Below are 17182 nucleotides of genomic sequence, written 5' to 3'. Positions count from 1 at the left end.
AAAGAAAAGGAAGAAGCTAATATACAATCTGCTGCTTAGTTAATAGATAGCACAATAAAAACCCAGAGAAAAATTCTCTGGGCAGGAAATTCTCCACCAACATCATTTGACAGAGAACCGTTTTTTTGTGTTTGATAATCTATTTAGAATGTCGAATCCAGATAGGTTTGGTGCCTGAACCTATTTAGAATCTGAAATCCAAATAGGTTTGTCACTTGAACCTATCTAGATTTTCAAATCCAATTAGGTTGATAGAAGGAATTTCATCTTTGTCAAATAGTCTTGATAAAACCTGTCTGAGGAATTAAGCTAGTTCTTGTAGCTTAGTTGCTTATTTGTCTCCCAGAAACATACAGTGTTGATATTAAAAGAATTCGATGACGGAAGTGATGAACCGCTCTCTTGTAAAACTGCCAGATTTTTTTCATATAAAGAAAGGGATGATGAAAAAATTCATCATCCCAAATGTATTACGGAACTTATTTTACCCTTTATATTTTCAAGTTACTAAAGCAGACATATCAATATCCCACAATATTTGTGATTCCTTGCATTTGACCTTATTTTTTAGAGGTTAACGAGTGACTGTGTATTTATACTTCTTTCGATTTGTGATTTGCATAAACAATCATCACGACTAAAGTAACTGCAATCAAAATTGCTCCAGGTCCAAAAGTTACCTTGAAATTTAGATCCGATTGGTTGCTATTCTCTGACATGATAAGAAGAACAAGTGCGCCAGTTACTAGCAAGTACCCACCCACAATCAGCACAAGGATCCGTTTAGCAATTTTACTTTGAGTTCCTGATAATAATGTATAAAGAAATGGTAGAGCATATGATGATATAAGTAATATGAAAAAGAATGTATCTTCCGTAAAGAAAAAAATAAATGCGAGTAATTCATTGGTCGACCATGAATTATACATACCTAATGAAATTCCAAAAAGTTGTCCCGAGAATACAAAAGCAGGTAAAACAAAAAACTGATAACAAATAAACAACTTAATGCAAGTCCAAAAAGCATATCACGGAATGAAAAGCTCGTTTTACTAGATTTTGTTGTTTGTAGTGGTTCAGTTGACATTTGATTAACCGGCATTTCTGACTGTATTTCAATTTGAGAATTTTGTACTAATCTGTGACCACAGGCCCCACAAAATATGTCATTTGGTGAACATTTTTCGCCACATTGTTCACAGAACATCTTTACCTCCAGAATCATCTTGTTTTTACTATATTTTATATAATCTAAATATTGTTGTCAATCTCTTATCATAGTAAAGAAACATCTAATATTTGTGCTCAAAAGTAAATCGAAATTTAAACTTAAGGTACTCATTGACAAAAGAGGTAGATAACTGCCAAGATTTGATGTATACTATATATAACTAAAAATAAATATTGCCATATAAAAAATTATGTTTTATAATGAGTATAATTACAATGGATAGGAGATAGCGTAATGTTTATTGAAAGAAAGAAATTAAGAAAAACTCGCGCATTGGGTTGGGTTACAGCAACGGGTATTGCTACCCTTGCATTGACGTCAACTAATTTATCGATTGAGTCAATCCATGCAAAAGAAGATGCAAAAATTGAATGGGTTGCCAATGATGTCAGTAAAATCAGAGAAGCTATTTTAAAACTTGATAAAGATGACTTATATGAGATCCAATGGGGAGATACTCTTGGAGCCATCTCATTAGCAGCTGAAGTAGATATTGAAGATTTAGCCAAAGTTAACGGCATTGAAGATATTGACTTTATTAAAGCTGGAGATGAGTTGATTATTAATCGTGAAGTCGTAAAGGGGATGCTTGAAAATAACCTTTACTTAAACACTAAAGATGCAAAAGTTAAAGGGAAATATGTTTATGTTCCAATCTACAGTCAAGAAACTCAAAAACCAGCGTCTAAAGATGAAGTTGAAAAAGTAACACCAGGAATTACCGGAGAGATTGTAACACCTGAGGATACAAAACCTGAAGTAAAACCAAATCCAGAAGTAAAACCAGCTCCTGAGACACCAGAAGTTACACCAACTCCTGAAGAACCAGAAGTTGAACCTACTCCTGAGACACCAGAAGTTACACCAACTCCTGAAGAACCAGAAGTTGGACCTACTCCTGAGACACCAGAAGAGCCAACGCCAGCGGAACCAATTCCTGAGGAGCCTACTCCTGAGGAACCACAACCAGAAGAACCTCAACCAGAGGAACCACAACCGGAAGATCCACAACCGGAAGAGCCTCAACCTGAAGAACCTCAACCGGAGGAGCCTCAACCGGAAGAACCTCAACCAGAAGAACCTCAACCAGAGGAACCTCAACCGGAAGAACCTCAACCAGAGGAGCCTCAACCAGAGGAACCTCAACCAGAGGAACCTCAACCAGAAGAGCCACAACCAGAAGAGCCTCAACCAGAGGAGCCTCAACCAGAGGAGCCTCAACCAGAGGAGCCTCAACCAGAAGAGCCACAACCAGAAGAGCCACAACCAGAAGAGCCTCAACCGGAAGAACCTCAACCAGAGGAACCTCAACCAGAGGAGCCTCAACCTGAGGAACCAACTCCTGAAGAGCCAGCTCCTGAGAAGCCTCAACCGGAAGAACCTCAACCAGAGGAACCTCAACCAGAGGATCCAGTACCAGGTTACCATTATCTAACAGGAGACGACGCATTTATTCCAGATGTCATTGACCCATCACTTATTCATGACGATATGACAATTTTTGACGCACTTAAGGCGCAAAAGAAAATCTACTCTGCTCCAAACCTAGAGCATGAGGGTAATAAATTAATCATTCATGAAAAGCGTCGCGACATCACCGAAGAGGTTGAAATTGTCGCACCAAAATACAATTTAACTATTAAAGAATTACGCGAATCTGATGGTGGTAGAAACTTAGAACATAATCTTTATGACTACTTACCAACCATCAAGTCTTATCGTTATGAAGACGGTATCAGATATACATTATCTCAAACAAAATATATTCCACACATCATTCAAGAAGCATTTAACCAATATAAATTAATCGATCATAACGAATTGAACGAAGAATTTGGCAAATTGTTAAATGCTGAAAGAGCATCTAAAGGGTTGCCTCCAATTAAACATACAACCAATGCTAAAGCAATAGCCGCTAACAATGAAAAGACTTACGACAATGGTCGTCACGGTTTCTTACAGGGGTACAACTACGATAAAGGTGAATTTTATGGACCTCACTCAATGTCTACCGGTCAAACAACTAATGACTTCTATGTCACAAAAGATTTAGACGGTGCATGGTATTCTGGAGAAAACTCAGCCGCACGTAATGCTAAAGATATTTTCTACTTAACAGATACCAAAGCCATTGCTAGAGACTTCTTCGAACAATGGAAAAACTCACCTGGACATTATGCTTACATGATGAAAGATGTGGACTATGATCGTTATAATTATGGATTTGACCTAAACGTTAAAGTAGGCGACTTCTACTTCTTAAGTGATTACTTAAGCAACGGTTTAGCCGCAAACTTCGTCATTTTCCAATCATTCAAGTAACAATCCGTTAAAAAAATTATAAGGAATTAAGTTGCATATTGTAACTTAATTCCTTCTTTGTTACTCTGTAAAATAAATAATTGGTCCAAAAAATTAAACAGCTAAATTAATTCATAGGATTGAATAGTACTGAAATATATAATACAGACATCAATGATTTCTATTAAATATGGAAAGGTGATTTATTCGTGGAAGGAATTGAAAATAATTCAAAAGGAAAACCTCAAAAAAATATAGATTCTGAATGTAATACTGAAGATATAAATGCAAACGATGTAGAAGGATACATCATTGAGACAGGGCCTGTCGTTAAGGTAATTGAGAAACAATTTAATACGGAATATATATATGATGAAAACCTTCAAGCAGGATTAATAGAAGAAGAAATAGCAGGAAAAAATGGGAAAATAACAATGACGATAAGTTATGACACAGATATAGGTCAATTAAAAATATCTGAAATAGAGGAGCCTGCTACAAATCGGGTGATAAGAGTTGGCGGAAAAACAACCGGTGAGATAACAACACACGAGAAGATTCCTTTTAAAGTTGAGATTAAAACAGATGAGACGCTTAAAAAAGGCGAGTGGTCATATGGGGTCGATAAGTACGGTAAGGAATTAAGAGGAGAAAATGGAGAACAGTCAATCACTCAAGCAATCATTAATTCAAAATTAGCTGAATCATCGAACTTAACAATAAAATCGCCACCTCGAAATGCGGTCATTTTAGTTGGAATTGGTGAAAATACTGACGTATCGAATGTCAGTTTACAAGTAGAAGAAAGAAAATATAAAGAAAATAATCATTTGCCTCCACTTCAAAAGAGGACATCACTCATTTTTGAATCAGCTGCGCTGTCAGTCTTAGCAGATCTAGGTTTAGTTGAGGAATGTTATGAAAGGGAAGAACTATCATAATTTTGCATTGGTCGGGAAGGATAAATGCGACTTCAAGAAGTGAGATGGAAGATTATGAAAAAATTCATCAATCTTATTTATTATAGAACCTCTATCAAGAATCGAAAATCCAGATAGGTTTGGTGCTTGAATCTATCTAGAATGTCGAATCCAGATAGGTTTGGTGCCTGAACCTATTTAGAATCTGAAATCCAAATAGGTTTGTCGCCTGAACCTATTTAGAATCGAAAATCCAGATAGGTTTGGTGCCTGAACCTATTTAGAATCGAAAATCCAGATAGGTTTGGTGCCTGAACCTATTTAGAATCTGAAATCCAAATAGGTTTGCCGCTTGAATCTATTCAGAATCTGAAATCCAAATAGATTTGTCGCCTGAACCTATTTAGAATCGAAAATCCAGATAGGTTCCCCGCTTAAATCATCTCAGATTCTCAAATCCAGATAGGTTGGTGGAAGGAATTTCTTCTATCAATCTTTTTTATATTTGACAAACAATATAGAATACATTAAGATAGCATCATCTGGTTTCGAAAACTAGATAAATAACTTTAGAAAGGAAAAGTTATGAATCTTTTAGGAAAATTGATTCAATTTAAGAAGGTGAAGTGGGAAGAGATACCGGATCAAGGGTTGTATTCTACTCAAATCATTGATTTTATCGAAGCACATTTAATCACTTATTTTCCGGAGATGGTCACACTGACACCGAATATGATTAATAATTATGTAAAAAAAGATATTATCCCTAAACCCATCAATAAGAAATATTACCGGGAGCACATTGCGGTATTAATGGTGGTAGTAATTTTAAAAGAACTGATCCCACTTGAGAGCATCAAAGAAGGGATTACGCTTCAATTGAATATTATCGAAATTGAACAAGCCTATAATGAATTTATGGATTTATTAGAGAGTTCATTAAAAGAAGTAAATGCGTTAGTCAATGATAGTGTAGGAACGGAATTAACGGGAATTCGTAAAGAGACGTTGTCACTATCGATTGCGGTCAAAGCTTTTGCTTTCCAGACTGTTACGCGAGAGATTTTAAAAGCTAAAGGGATTTATAAAGAATTATCATAAGGAGAGATACAATGAGTAAAATTGCGATTTTAACAGATTCAGCAAGTAATATTACTGAAAATACGACGGAAGGCATCTTTGTTGTGCCGCTGTATGTGAATTATGGCAACGAGTCGAAAAAAGATTTAGTGGAGATTACGCCAGAAGAGCTATTTGATAAGATCGATGATGAAAATCCATCAACTTCAGCGCCTTCAATTGATGACTTTGGCGAAAAGATTCAGATGATTAAAGATTTGGGCTATCAGGAGGTCATTGCGGTCGCTGTTTCGCAAACATTATCAGGCACGTATAACGCCATGCGTCTCGCTTTAGAAGATCAGGATTTACCATTTAAGTTAATCGATAGTAAGACGATTACGATGCCTCAAGGATTACTGGTGATGTACGCTCGTCACTTGATTAATGAAGGTCATAGTTTTGATGAGATTGAAACGATCCTCAATAATAAATTGCATGATGCCAAAGTATACGCCACGGTGAGTGATTTGCAGTATCTCATTCGAGGAGGTAGATTAAGTAAGATCAAAGGACTAGTTGGGGGCGCGCTGAAGATTAACCCGATTTTGACGATTGATGAAAATGGTGAGATTGGGAAGTACCGTTCGATTATAGGGAAGAAACGCGCATTAAATTTTTTAGTGGATCAAGTCAAAGCAGACCTTGCTAATTGTAACAACTACTATTTGGCGATTGCTTACGGTAGACACCAAGAAGATATTGCCGAAATAAAGGAACAATTGAGTGAGCTGGTAGAGCGAGCTGATTTGTATCTTGAAGGACCAGTGACGGCGGTTTTAGGATGTCACTCAGGACCGAGTGCGTATGTGGTATCTTATTTGAAGAAATAAGCTGATTTATTAGAGGGTGAGTTATGAACTTCTTGAAGAAAATATCCAAAAAACTAATTTTATGTTTGATTTTGATACCGATGGTTTCGACTTATTTTGTCGGATCATACTTTGTCAATTATGCGCTCGTCGAGAATTCAGGGGGAGAAAATCGGCCTTCTTCAGAGATGCCCTCCCAAGAAGACGAGATCATCGAACAACGAAAAACATTACTTGAAGAGAAGAGGGATCAATGGTTACAAGCAATTGATGATTTGACCGAGTCCGTTACTTTGAAGACGCATGACGAACTGAATTTAGCAGGGCATATTTATCGTCAAAAAGAACCGTCCCATCAATGGATGATTATCGTTCATGGCTATCAATCTTCCGAGAATAGAAGTCAGACGTTGGCCGCTTCCTTCTATGATTTGGGGTATAATGTAGTGACGTATTCTTTAAGAGGACATGCGCCAAGCGAAGGCAAGTACATCACAATGGGATCGAAGGATGCGGATGATTTAACGCAGTGGATTAATCATGTTATTACAATTGATCCAGCATCAAAGATCACTTTGCACGGGACGTCGATGGGTGGAGCAACGGTGTTGAATGTATCGGGTCAGGACTTGCCACCTCAAGTTAAAACCATCATCGATGATTGCGGCTATGCGAATTTGTGGGACATCTTTTCCGATGAACTAAAATTAAGATTTAACTTGCCATCTTTTCCAGTTCTCCACATGGCAGATATTATGGGGAATATAAAGGCAGGTATCGATATTTCATCGATTAATCCGATCGAGAATGTTGAGAAATCAACCTTGCCAATGATGTTTATTCATACAACTGGGGATGACTTTATCCCTTATGAGATGACCGAAGCGATGTATCAAGCTAAGCAGACCGGGAATAAAGAACAATATATAATTGAAGGCTTTGGCCACGGAGACGCAGTCTTTGCAGATGAAGCTTACTTTGAAAAGATTGATGATTTTATCAAATCAAATCAGTAAATAAAAGAATGATAAAGGAGTTTAGTAGGAATTGGTGCTACTAGGCTCCTTTTTGAGTGAAATCATTTTGTATTACTAAGATAGAATTAAGTCGGCGAGTTGCTTACTGCTAACATTATCAAAGTATTCCGATAAAACTAAATCTTGGTGATCAATCTTTCATCCAATCAGTTCCTGCTCAATCGCGGTAATATTTTCGAGTTTTTTGTAGAGTTTGCCACTTGAATCATCTTGGATTTGGGAATCCAAATAGGTTTGCTACTTGAATCATCTTGGATTTGGGAATCCAAATAGGTTTATCGCTTGAATCATCTTGGATTTGGAAATCCAAGTAGGTTTGGCGTATGAATTTATCTAGAATTGACAATCCAGATAGGTTTGTTGTTTGAACCTATTTAGAATCAAAAATCCAGATAGGTTTTTCGGCTGAACCTATCTAGAATCGAAAATCCAGATAGGTTTGCCGTCTGAATCTATCTGGAATCGAAAATCCAGATAGGTTTGCCGTCTGAATCTATCTAGAATCAAAAATCCAGATAGGCTTTCCGCTTGAACCTATCTAGAATCGACAATTCAGATAGGTTTGTCATTTTACACTTCTATAATATAACCCCAATAGTTTATTCAAAAAATCTGGAACTAACTTAGGCTTCACGTAAGTCCCGTAAGCGACACGCTCTAACTTTTGATTCAACGTGTAATAAACCCAATTAGAGCTCAACGATCGATTAATCAAGTATAAGAGATCCTTGGTTTGGATAACTTCACCAGGTGTCAATGCAGCACATTCCTGGATTAAATAATCCAGTGCTTCCTTTTTAGAAATGGTAGTGTGGCAGTGTTGGCATTTGAAATAATAAGTCGTCTTCTCCATGTAAAAACTCCCACAATTCGTGCAATACACACCCAGTTTTAAATCGGACAGGTTGAAGGGGTGCTGTTCAAAGTAATTGTGCCAATCATTAATTCGATAATAATTGAGTATGTCGTGAATCGTCGTTGGATCATATCGAGTTTGTGAGCGCATAGACGAGTCAATCATTTGAAAATGATGGCGAAGTTGATTGCGTAATAAGATGGGTATCTGGACTGACTCATCCTGCTCTAATGTAGCAAAAGGATGGATTAAAACTAAGTGCGGTTGAAGTGAAATATTTAATTTATTTTGAATTAAAATATTTCGAAAATAATCTGTCGCACGCTCAATTTGTTGAATAGGATTGTGATTAATATGCCGATGATTGTAGTATAATTTGCCTTTAGTAATCGAACAATGAGCATCATAATTTTTGACTTCGTATAAATGAATTCGATCTGACATCAATAAGATGCCATCAATTTGAGCGTAGCTTGGCTGTTCAAAAATAAAATTTGTTAAGAAAAGGCTCCGGTGTGGTAAATACTGCCGGACAATGCGCGCAAAGTCTTCTTCACCTTCGTATCCCGTCACCAAGCTATCTAATTTGTTAATGTAGTTTCCTCTGGATTTTCTAACAAGCAAATGGATCAATTCGTTGCTCATAAACTCACCTCCAATAATAGATACACTTATTATTTAAAATTTCTTAGTTTGATTTCATTTTTTATAAAAAAAGTGAAAAATAATGTGTTATTAGATGTTGAATCATCTTGGATTTGGGAATCCAAGTAGGTTCGCCGCTTGAATCATCTTGGATTTAGGAATCCAAGTAGGTTTGCCACTTGAATCATCTTGGATTTAGGAATCCAAATAGTTTTGCCGCTTGAATCATCTTGGATTTAGGAATCCAAGTATGTTTGTCACTTGAATCATCTTGGATTTGTAAATCCAAGTAGTTTTGGCGCTTGAATCATCTTGGATTTAAGAATCCAAGTAGATTTTCCGCCTGAAACTATCTAGAATCTAAAATCCAGATAGGTTCTCCACGCGAAACCTTCAATTTTTCATAAATTAACTTGAAAAGTAAAGCGTTTTAGTCCAACATAGAAGTGTATAGGATAGCGTTTTATTCGCGAATCATGTATTAACTATTTTGGAGGGATGAGGATGAGAATTTCATCAGAGAGAATTGAAGAGGTTGTTGTGCGTGCTGTCTTTCAAGACGGACTGGACGAGCTAGCATCAAAGTTAAATGAGCGTGAGCTTTTTACGGGGAAGGCGCAAGCGAGTTATGCGATGCTGGACCAGGAAGGGCATGGCACCATCTATTATGGGCTAGGAAAGGAATCAGATTTAACCCCATACCTAATTTTGAAACTTTTTGTTCAATTAGCAAAATTATTGGACAAATTAGCCATTCACCGAGTACACCTCGAGTTACCGGAAGTGATTGGAAAAGACGAAGCGAAGTTAAGTCAAGCAATTCTTGGCTTGCAGTTAGCAGCGTATCGATTTGACACTTATAAATCAAAACCGGAAAATAAGCAGACCGAATTGGAAATTTCGTTAGAAGTAGAAGCGCCAATCGAGGAGACGGCTAACTTGGCTGCGGGCGTCTTTACAGCGCGCGATTTAGTCAATCGCCGCCCGAATGATCTATACCCAGCGAGTTTAGCGGCACATGTGCGTCAATTATTTGCGAATAGTCAAGTTGAAGTAGAGATTTTAGAGAAATCTGAAATTGAGGCACTCGGGATGGAAGCTTTCTTAGCGGTGAATCAAGGGTCAGACCACGAACCGCGTTTCATCGTGATGAAGTATTTGCCGAAAGCAGACGAGCAACCGATTGCACTCGTTGGGAAAGGCGTGACGTACGATTCCGGCGGGTATGCGATTAAGCCAGCCTCTTCAATGAAAGCCATGCATTCAGATATGGCAGGAGCGGCTGCTGTGGTGGGTGCTATGGAAGCCATCTCAAGCAATCAATTACCATGCAATGTGATTGGTGTCATTGCTGCAACAGAGAATTTGATTGACGGAAAAGCGTTCAAGAACGGAGACATCGTAGGGTCTATGAAAGGTTCAACCATTGAGGTTAATAATACCGATGCGGAAGGAAGACTGACTTTAGCAGATGCGCTCTATTATGCTGCGACGAAGTTGGAACCGAGAGCAATTGTTGACTTAGCGACACTCACTGGTGCAGCGATTGCGGCAGTGAGTGGTAAGTGTACGGCGATGATAGCGAGCGATGATTCATTAGCGCAAGCCGTCTTACAGGCGAGTGAAGCTGCAGCCGAACCAACCCAACGCTTATTAGCATTTCCAAGTCATTACGAACAAATTAAAGGGACGTATGCTGACTTAGATAACTCACCAGCAGGCGGTGGTGGTTGCATTACTGCAGGCGTCTTCTTAGAACACTTTACCGAAGACTTACCTTGGGTTCATTTAGACATTGCCGGTCCATCATACAATGGCACAGGCTATGACTACTTACCGAAAGGTGCGAGTGGTACCGGTGTGATGACGCTCTACCATTGGATTAAGAGTCAAAAATAATTTATTGATTAACCGAGCCAACCTGAATTTAGGGTTGGCTTTTTTTGATTGTATTCGCTTGCAGATATCACGTAATAGGTGTATAATGAATTCAACAATACATGTAAAGGGTGATATCAAATGAATCAAACATTAGTTCAGTTGGTGCTACACGCGATTCAAGAAAAGTATGTTTCTGAGAAAGCATTTTACAGTGACAAATTAGGTATTAGCCCGCAAAGTTGGGACCGTTGGAAGAAAGGCGAGCAAGGATTTAAGTACGATAATATGATTATTTTGTCGACATTATTCACTGACTATGAGTGGATGCTCGTCCAAAAAGTAGTGCGCAACCGGGATTTAATGCCAGATATTATTAACGATCCGGTTAAGGAATTTGAATTTTTGAAATATCAAATTGCCCGGCGATGGATTCATGCTGGACTTGCGCAAATTAATTGGTATCATAGTGAAGAGAATGAATTGGACAGCACGCGTCGCTCGAATATGATGATTTTACAAATACAAATTGACTATGGTCTGTGGGGTTATAATGATGTGATTGAAATTCGCCTGCCTGGGGTGATTCGTCAACAAATCGGCCACGACCAAGTTAAGTTGTTGCAATGGTTTGATGATGAAAGTGAGCGGCTGCAAGAATAATAATAATGAGAGGTCGCGCAATGCATGACTAAAAAACCGATTAATTTAACAACGAAAAAAAATAAAACAAAACGTGCGAAGACAGGCGCTTCAAAAGTCAGCCGGTCAAAAGTAAAGAAGCGACCACGCAAGAATAAAAGCAAGCAGCAAAAGGGCTGGTTAGGGAGAGCGTGGCGTGGATTTCGAGAAGAGCTAACACGGGTCAACGGGATATTTTTCAAACGGGTTGGCTGCGCCACGATTTTATTGATTGGGCTCGGAGTCATTGGGTTGGTATTGTTGTACCAATGGTCTGCGCATATGAGTGAGCAACGCGAGGCATGGCTGATTGAGCAAGAGCGCTATGAGGCACGACTGAGTTTTATCAATGAGTTGGTTCCGACTGCACAAGAAATTCAGCGTGAGACTGGGATTTTTGCGAGCGTCTCGCTAGCACAAGTATCTCTGGAAAGTAATTTTGGAACGAGTGAACTGGCTTCGCAATACCATAATTTGTACGGCGTCAAGACTTCGGCAGATGACCCTGAAGCGGTGGCACTGCCGACGCTGGAATACTTGGATGGTGAATGGGTTGAGATTACCGACCGTTTCAAAGTATACCAGAGCTGGCAGCATTCGATGCGCAGTCACGCTCAGCTGATCACTGGTGGGACGAGTTGGGATTCGGATTATTACAAGGCGGTGTTGGACGGAGCTACTTATCAAGAGCAAGCGCGCGGTTTGCAAAAGTCCGGCTACGCAACTGACCCGACTTATGCGGACAAGCTTATTAATCTAATTGACGAGTGGCAACTGGATCAGTACGACCACTTGCCAGAATTAAGCACCGAGGCACCATCCTAAATTGAAACTATTCAAGCTACCTGTTTTGGACAGGTAGCTTTTTGTATTGTAGGTGGGTTGATTGAAAAGCGTGGTGATTGGTCTGGCTCGGGGGTTGATTGACCAAAGAGTGAGGTTAATTGGTCTGGATTGGGGTTCGCCAAACCAAATAATGAGTTCGATTGGTTTGCCACAGTGTTCGCCAAACCAATCAGAGTGTTTGTTTGGTCTGGCTCGGAGGTTACCAAACCAAATAATGAGTTTGATTGGTCTGGCGCGGTGTTCGCCAAACCAAATAATGAGTTCGATTGGTCTGGCACAGTGTTCGCCAAACCAAATAATGAGTTCGATTGGTCTGGCACAGTGTTCGCCAAACCAAAGTAAGAGTTTGATTGGTTTGGCTCGGGGGTTACCAAACCAAATAATGAGTTCGATTGGTTTGGCTCGGGGGTTACCAAACCAAATAATGAGTTCGATTGGTCTGGCACAGTGTTCGCCGAACCAAAGTAAGTGTTTGGTCTGCCTCAGGGGTCACCAAACCAAAGTAAGAGTTTGATTGGTCTGGCTCGGGGTTCGCCAAACCAAAGTAAGAGTTTGATTGGTCTAGCACGGGGTTCGCCAAACCAAAGAATGAGTTTGATTGGTCTGGCACGAGGGCTGCCAAACCAAAGTAAGAGGTTTATTAGTCTGGCTCAGAGTTCACCAAACCAAAGTAAGTGGTTGATTGGTCTGGCACGGGGTTCGCTAGACCAATAGGAGTGTTTGATTGGTCTGGCACGAAGGTTACCAAACCAAAGTAAGTGTTTGATTGGTCTGGCACGGGGTTCGCCAAACCAAAGTAAGTGTTTGATTAGTCTAGCCCAGCTCTCACCAAACTAAAGTAAGTGTTCGCTTGATCTGGCCCGGCGGTCCCCAAACTGTAAATTTTGGTTTTATTTCGCACTAACTTCAAGCACCATGTTGCACTAATAGAACAAAAAACTATTTCGCTAAATGAAATAGTCCTTTTTGTGACTTATTTTACTCGAATGACTAAACTATCTCGTGCAGCTTCCACTACTTCTGTCGTGATAGTTTCAAGATTATTGATTTCTAGTATTCTTTCGATTATGTATGGGGATTTTATGTTCCTTTTTAAATTAAAATAATTTATCGATAACAATATAAGAAGGAATTATTATAATTCACTTGTTCATTTATATAACTTTTATCAGATATTTTAAGAATCTCGAAGACTTATAAGAGTAAGATCACGAAAAAACCTATTTTAAAAATACTATTGACAACTATCGTTTACTAATGTAAACTATACTTAACATTAGCGTTTACGTGTGTAAACGAAAGAGGGGGAGAAAATGAGTACTAGAGCTGTAAACCTACATATAACCGAAGCTGAATGGGAGGTCATGCGTGTAGTCTGGACGAATACCCAAGTGACTAGTAAAGAAGTCATTTCTACAATGGAAGAGAAATTGGACTGGAAACAAGCGACAACCAAGACACTCTTAGGTCGACTCGTGGAAAAAGGCGCACTGAATACAGAGCAAGAAGGTAGAAAATATATTTATTCGGCAAATATCGAAGAGAAAGAAGCGATAAGAAGTTTTACAAACCATATTTTCGATCGTATTTGTCGGAAGAAGGTCGGGAATGTAATAGAGAGTATCATTAAAGATTATACTTTGAGTTTCGATGATATCCAACGGCTAGAAGAAATATTAGAGATGAAAAAAACTTTCGCAGTAGAAGAAGTTGATTGTCAGTGTGCAGAAGGGCAATGCGATTGCCATTTACATCATCATGAAGAATAAGGAGCGAGAAAATTGGAGAATAAATCATTTGCCATAGAAGGTATGACATGTGCATCTTGTGCGCAGACAGTAGAAAAAGCAGCAAAAAAGGTTCGTGGGGTCACACAGGCTTCCGTAAACCTAGCAACAGAGAAGTTAAGTATAGAGTACGATGAACTAACTTTTTCGGTAGAAAATCTACAAAGAGCAGTGGAGAATTCAGGGTATGAAATGGTCACCCAGGAAGGAACGACGCAAACCTTTGCAATTGAAGGGATGACCTGTGCATCCTGTGCACAGACAATTGAAAAAGCTGTCGGAAAGTTGTCGGGCGTAGATAAAGTTTCAGTCAATTTAGCGACAGAAAAAATGCAAGTTTCTTATAACCCGTCAGCAATTTCAGTATCTGATGTGACTGGTGCTGTATCCAATAGTGGTTATGCAGCCGTATTAGAGACTACGGATACTCAAAATCATTCACGAGAAGAGAAGCGTGAGAAAAAAGAAAAAAGAATGAAGCAACTTTTAAATCGTTTTGGGATATCCATAATATTTACAATCCCTTTATTAATTATATCCATGGGTCCAATGGTAGGTATGCCTCTACCAAATATTGTTGACCCAACGATAAATGCATTTAATTTTTCTCTTTTACAACTTATTCTGACTTTGCCGATAATGGTAGTGAGCTGGGAATATTTCCAGAAGGGATTCAAAACCTTATTTAAAGGTCACCCGAATATGGATTCCTTGATTGCCCTTGGTACGGCGGCTGCATTTGTTTACAGTCTTGCTGCGACAATCGCAACAGGCCTGGGTTACGGTATTTTTTCAGATTTACTTTATTATGAAGTAACTGGCGTTATTTTGACACTCCATACTTTAGGGTTATTTTTAGAAGAGCGATCAAAGGGTCAAATGTCCTCAGCTATTGAAAAATTAGTTAACTTGGCTCCTAAAACAGCTCGAGTGATACGTAATGGTGTGGAACAAGAGATTACTGTGGACGAAGTCGCTTTAGGAGATGTTATTCGAGTTCGTCCGGGAGAAAGTATGCCTGTAGATGGTGTTGTTGTTGAGGGACGCACTTCAGTCGATGAATCAATGCTGACAGGAGAAAGTATCCCAGTGGAAAAGGAAAGTGGAGACGAGGTTATTGGAGCCAGTATCAATAAAAATGGTTCCATTGATTACCGCGCGACTCGAGTCGGAAGTGATACAACTCTATCTCAAATCATAAAATTAGTAGAAGATGCTCAAGGGTCTAAAGCACCCATTGCTCGAATGGCTGATATCATTACCGGATATTTCGTACCGATTGTTATAGCATTAGCCGTTTTAGCAGGAATTGCTTGGTTAATTGCAGGTCAATCTGGAATATTTGCTTTATCCGTTATCATAACAACCCTTGTCATTGCTTGTCCATGTGCCTTAGGTTTGGCGACTCCAACAAGTATTATGGTTGGAACCGGAAAAGGGGCAGAACATGGTGTCTTGATAAAAAGTGGTGAGGCGTTAGAAACCACTCATAATTTAGACACGATTGTATTTGATAAAACAGGGACATTGACAGAAGGTAAACCTATCGTGACGGATATTTTGGTAACTCCTCTTATTACTAAAGAAAATCTTTTATATTATGCAGCTTCCGGTGAAACAGGTTCTGAACACCCATTAGGCGAAGCCATCGTACAGAAATCAAAAGAAGAGAACATGACATTAGCTAAACCAGATCATTTTGAAGCGATTCCTGGACACGGGATTCGAGTTGAAATTGAGGGCAAAGATATGTACATTGGAAACCGTAAACTGATGCTAGAGCAAAAGATTGATTTATCAAGCATGGAAAAAGAATCCGATCGTTTAGCAGACGAAGGAAAAACACCGATGTATCTCTCTGTTGATGGAGAACTAGCTGGAATTATCGCAGTAGCTGACACACTCAAGGAAAATAGTATGAAGGCTGTTAAAGAACTTAGAAGACGCGGTGTTGAAGTAATCATGATTACTGGAGATAACAAACGTACAGCCAAAGCGATTGCTAAGCAAGTGGGTATAGACAGTGTATTAAGTGAAGTATTACCTGAAGATAAAGCAAAGGAAGTCAAAAAACTACAAGAGGCAGGCAAGAAGGTAGCGATGGTTGGAGACGGCATTAACGATGCACCCGCATTAGCTCAAGCAGATATCGGTATTGCAGTTGGATCAGGTACAGACGTGGCGATTGAATCGGCTGATATTGTCCTTATGCGTAATGATTTAACCGCTGTATTGACTGCGATTGATTTAAGTCATGTAACGCTACGAAACATTAAACAAAACTTGTTCTGGGCTTTTGCTTACAACTTTGTAGGTATTCCAGTTGCGATGGGTCTCTTGTATATTTTTAGCGGACCATTGATGAGTCCAATGTTTGCGGCAGTCGCCATGAGTTTCAGTTCCGTATCGGTCTTGCTCAATGCTTTACGGTTGAGACGATTCAAACCACCAGTTGTTTAGAAAACACGTAGTTTATCTGGGATTTAAACTTCTTCCTATTCTATATAAATGAAGAAGATAAAAAAAGGGGGAATAAAATAATGAAAAAAGAAGTCTTATTAGATGGCGTAAAATGTGCAGGTTGTGCGAACACGGTGCAAGAAAGATTTTCAGCTATTGAAGGGGTTGAATCTGTAGAGGTTGATTTAGCGACTAAAAAAGCAGTACTTGAAAGTCAAACAGAGATTGATACCGAAACGCTCAATGCTGCTTTAGCAGAAACTAACTATTCAGTATTAAGTGTATAAAGTACGAATACCATTTATTCACAGATAGTAGATAGAGATAAAGTATAGAACCCTTTTCATGAGAATTATATAGAGTGTTAGATGAGGGGTTCTAAAAGTTTAAAATCAGTCTTTAATCTAATAAGCCAGCTATAAAAATGTCAACATAATTTAGAGGATATTTTATGTCGAGCTTCGACCTTTGAAAGTGGTGATACTAATAAATTTATGCATGACAAATAAGCCTAACTTTTTAAATTTTTAAATTAGACTTATTCTTGTTCTTTATTTGAGTGATGCCTTACTTCGTAAGGTTTATCATTAGTCCAAACTGCAAAGATTA

Annotated in this window: 16 protein-coding genes; 11 read left to right on the top strand and 5 right to left on the bottom strand. The window is 38.8% G+C overall.

From position 1 onward, the window contains the following. Positions 1-593: 593 nt before the first annotated feature. Entirely contained in the window at positions 594-929 is a 336-nt protein-coding gene (locus CYJ57_RS07425) for a hypothetical protein (RefSeq protein WP_101954744.1), read from the bottom strand. Between the two features lie 536 nt (positions 930-1465). Between CYJ57_RS07425 and CYJ57_RS07415 the strand changes: the two genes are divergently transcribed. From CYJ57_RS07415 to CYJ57_RS07395, 5 genes are all read left to right on the top strand, one after another. Next, on the top strand, positions 1466-3553 hold the full coding sequence (locus CYJ57_RS07415) for a LysM peptidoglycan-binding domain-containing protein (RefSeq protein ID WP_101954742.1): 2088 nt from the start codon (positions 1466-1468) through the stop codon (positions 3551-3553). 188 nt (positions 3554-3741) lie between these two features. Continuing rightward, on the top strand, positions 3742-4473 hold the full coding sequence (locus tag CYJ57_RS07410; RefSeq protein ID WP_143826756.1) for a G5 domain-containing protein: 732 nt from the start codon (positions 3742-3744) through the stop codon (positions 4471-4473). A 564-nt stretch (positions 4474-5037) separates the two neighbouring features. Then, entirely contained in the window at positions 5038-5553 is a 516-nt protein-coding gene (locus CYJ57_RS07405; protein ID WP_101954740.1) for a DUF1836 domain-containing protein, read from the top strand. 11 nt (positions 5554-5564) lie between these two features. Next, positions 5565-6404: a DegV family protein gene (locus tag CYJ57_RS07400; protein ID WP_101954739.1), complete on the top strand. Its 840-nt coding sequence runs from the start codon at positions 5565-5567 to the stop codon at positions 6402-6404. Positions 6405-6484: 80 nt separating this feature from the next. After that, complete coding sequence (locus tag CYJ57_RS07395) at positions 6485-7399, top strand: alpha/beta hydrolase (RefSeq protein WP_244896604.1); 915 nt, start codon at positions 6485-6487, stop codon at positions 7397-7399. Between the two features lie 586 nt (positions 7400-7985). Here the strand turns inward: CYJ57_RS07395 and CYJ57_RS07390 are convergent. Beyond that, complete coding sequence (locus CYJ57_RS07390; RefSeq protein WP_101954737.1) at positions 7986-8921, bottom strand: nuclease-related domain-containing protein; 936 nt, start codon at positions 8919-8921, stop codon at positions 7986-7988. 504 nt (positions 8922-9425) lie between these two features. On the opposite strand from CYJ57_RS07390, the gene CYJ57_RS07385 reads away from it, so the two are divergent. The 3 genes from CYJ57_RS07385 (at position 9426) to CYJ57_RS07375 (ending at position 12305) form a co-directional block, all read left to right on the top strand. Then, the gene (locus tag CYJ57_RS07385; protein WP_180764449.1) at positions 9426-10820 is read left to right on the top strand and encodes a leucyl aminopeptidase; all 1395 of its coding nucleotides are present in this window, start codon (positions 9426-9428) and stop codon (positions 10818-10820) included. 120 nt (positions 10821-10940) lie between these two features. Continuing rightward, positions 10941-11462, top strand: coding sequence for a hypothetical protein (locus CYJ57_RS07380; RefSeq protein ID WP_006700970.1), 522 nt, complete (start codon positions 10941-10943; stop codon positions 11460-11462). 24 nt (positions 11463-11486) lie between these two features. Beyond that, positions 11487-12305: a glycoside hydrolase family 73 protein gene (locus CYJ57_RS07375; RefSeq protein WP_101954735.1), complete on the top strand. Its 819-nt coding sequence runs from the start codon at positions 11487-11489 to the stop codon at positions 12303-12305. Positions 12306-12316: 11 nt separating this feature from the next. Here the strand turns inward: CYJ57_RS07375 and CYJ57_RS07370 are convergent, their stop codons facing one another. The 3 genes from CYJ57_RS07370 to CYJ57_RS07870 are packed head-to-tail and all read right to left on the bottom strand — an operon-like array spanning position 12317 to position 13116. Next, positions 12317-12772, bottom strand: coding sequence for a nucleoporin (locus tag CYJ57_RS07370; RefSeq protein WP_101954734.1), 456 nt, complete (start codon positions 12770-12772; stop codon positions 12317-12319). Further along, positions 12736-12948 (bottom strand): hypothetical protein, encoded by a 213-nt coding sequence (locus CYJ57_RS07770; protein WP_180764448.1) that lies wholly within the window; start codon positions 12946-12948, stop codon positions 12736-12738. Before CYJ57_RS07770 ends, CYJ57_RS07370 begins: the two co-directional genes overlap by 37 nt. 18 nt (positions 12949-12966) lie before the next feature. After that, positions 12967-13116, bottom strand: coding sequence for a hypothetical protein (locus tag CYJ57_RS07870; protein WP_180764447.1), 150 nt, complete (start codon positions 13114-13116; stop codon positions 12967-12969). A 523-nt stretch (positions 13117-13639) separates the two neighbouring features. Between CYJ57_RS07870 and CYJ57_RS07365 the strand changes: the two genes are divergently transcribed. The 3 genes from CYJ57_RS07365 (at position 13640) to tcrZ (ending at position 16860) form a co-directional block, all read left to right on the top strand. Further along, entirely contained in the window at positions 13640-14095 is a 456-nt protein-coding gene (locus CYJ57_RS07365; protein ID WP_101954733.1) for a CopY/TcrY family copper transport repressor, read from the top strand. A 12-nt stretch (positions 14096-14107) separates the two neighbouring features. Beyond that, positions 14108-16573, top strand: a complete 2466-nt coding sequence (locus tag CYJ57_RS07360; RefSeq protein ID WP_101954732.1) for a heavy metal translocating P-type ATPase — start codon at positions 14108-14110, stop codon at positions 16571-16573. Between the two features lie 80 nt (positions 16574-16653). Next, positions 16654-16860 carry a copper chaperone TcrZ gene (gene tcrZ / locus CYJ57_RS07355; protein ID WP_101954731.1) on the top strand — a complete coding sequence of 69 codons (207 nt, stop codon included), beginning with the start codon at positions 16654-16656 and terminating at the stop codon, positions 16858-16860. Positions 16861-17182: the final 322 nt, after the last annotated feature.

This window comes from Falseniella ignava, assembly GCF_002847645.1.
Classification (GTDB): Bacteria; Bacillota; Bacilli; order Lactobacillales; family Aerococcaceae; genus Falseniella; species Falseniella ignava.
This window is presented reverse-complemented; position numbering and strand designations above follow the sequence as displayed.

Excerpts from the sequence above, each read along its gene's own strand:
- CYJ57_RS07425 (WP_101954744.1), bottom strand. The coding sequence starts at position 929 with ATGTATAATTCATGGTCGACCAATGAATTACTCGCATTTATTTTTTTC.
- CYJ57_RS07415 (WP_101954742.1), top strand. The coding sequence starts at position 1,466 with ATGTTTATTGAAAGAAAGAAATTAAGAAAAACTCGCGCATTGGGTTGG.
- CYJ57_RS07405 (WP_101954740.1), top strand. The coding sequence starts at position 5,038 with ATGAATCTTTTAGGAAAATTGATTCAATTTAAGAAGGTGAAGTGGGAA.
- CYJ57_RS07400 (WP_101954739.1), top strand. The coding sequence starts at position 5,565 with ATGAGTAAAATTGCGATTTTAACAGATTCAGCAAGTAATATTACTGAA.
- CYJ57_RS07395 (WP_244896604.1), top strand. The coding sequence starts at position 6,485 with ATGGTTTCGACTTATTTTGTCGGATCATACTTTGTCAATTATGCGCTC.
- CYJ57_RS07390 (WP_101954737.1), bottom strand. The coding sequence starts at position 8,921 with ATGAGCAACGAATTGATCCATTTGCTTGTTAGAAAATCCAGAGGAAAC.
- CYJ57_RS07385 (WP_180764449.1), top strand. The coding sequence starts at position 9,426 with ATGAGAATTTCATCAGAGAGAATTGAAGAGGTTGTTGTGCGTGCTGTC.
- CYJ57_RS07380 (WP_006700970.1), top strand. The coding sequence starts at position 10,941 with ATGAATCAAACATTAGTTCAGTTGGTGCTACACGCGATTCAAGAAAAG.
- CYJ57_RS07375 (WP_101954735.1), top strand. The coding sequence starts at position 11,487 with ATGACTAAAAAACCGATTAATTTAACAACGAAAAAAAATAAAACAAAA.
- CYJ57_RS07365 (WP_101954733.1), top strand. The coding sequence starts at position 13,640 with ATGAGTACTAGAGCTGTAAACCTACATATAACCGAAGCTGAATGGGAG.
- tcrZ (WP_101954731.1), top strand. The coding sequence starts at position 16,654 with ATGAAAAAAGAAGTCTTATTAGATGGCGTAAAATGTGCAGGTTGTGCG.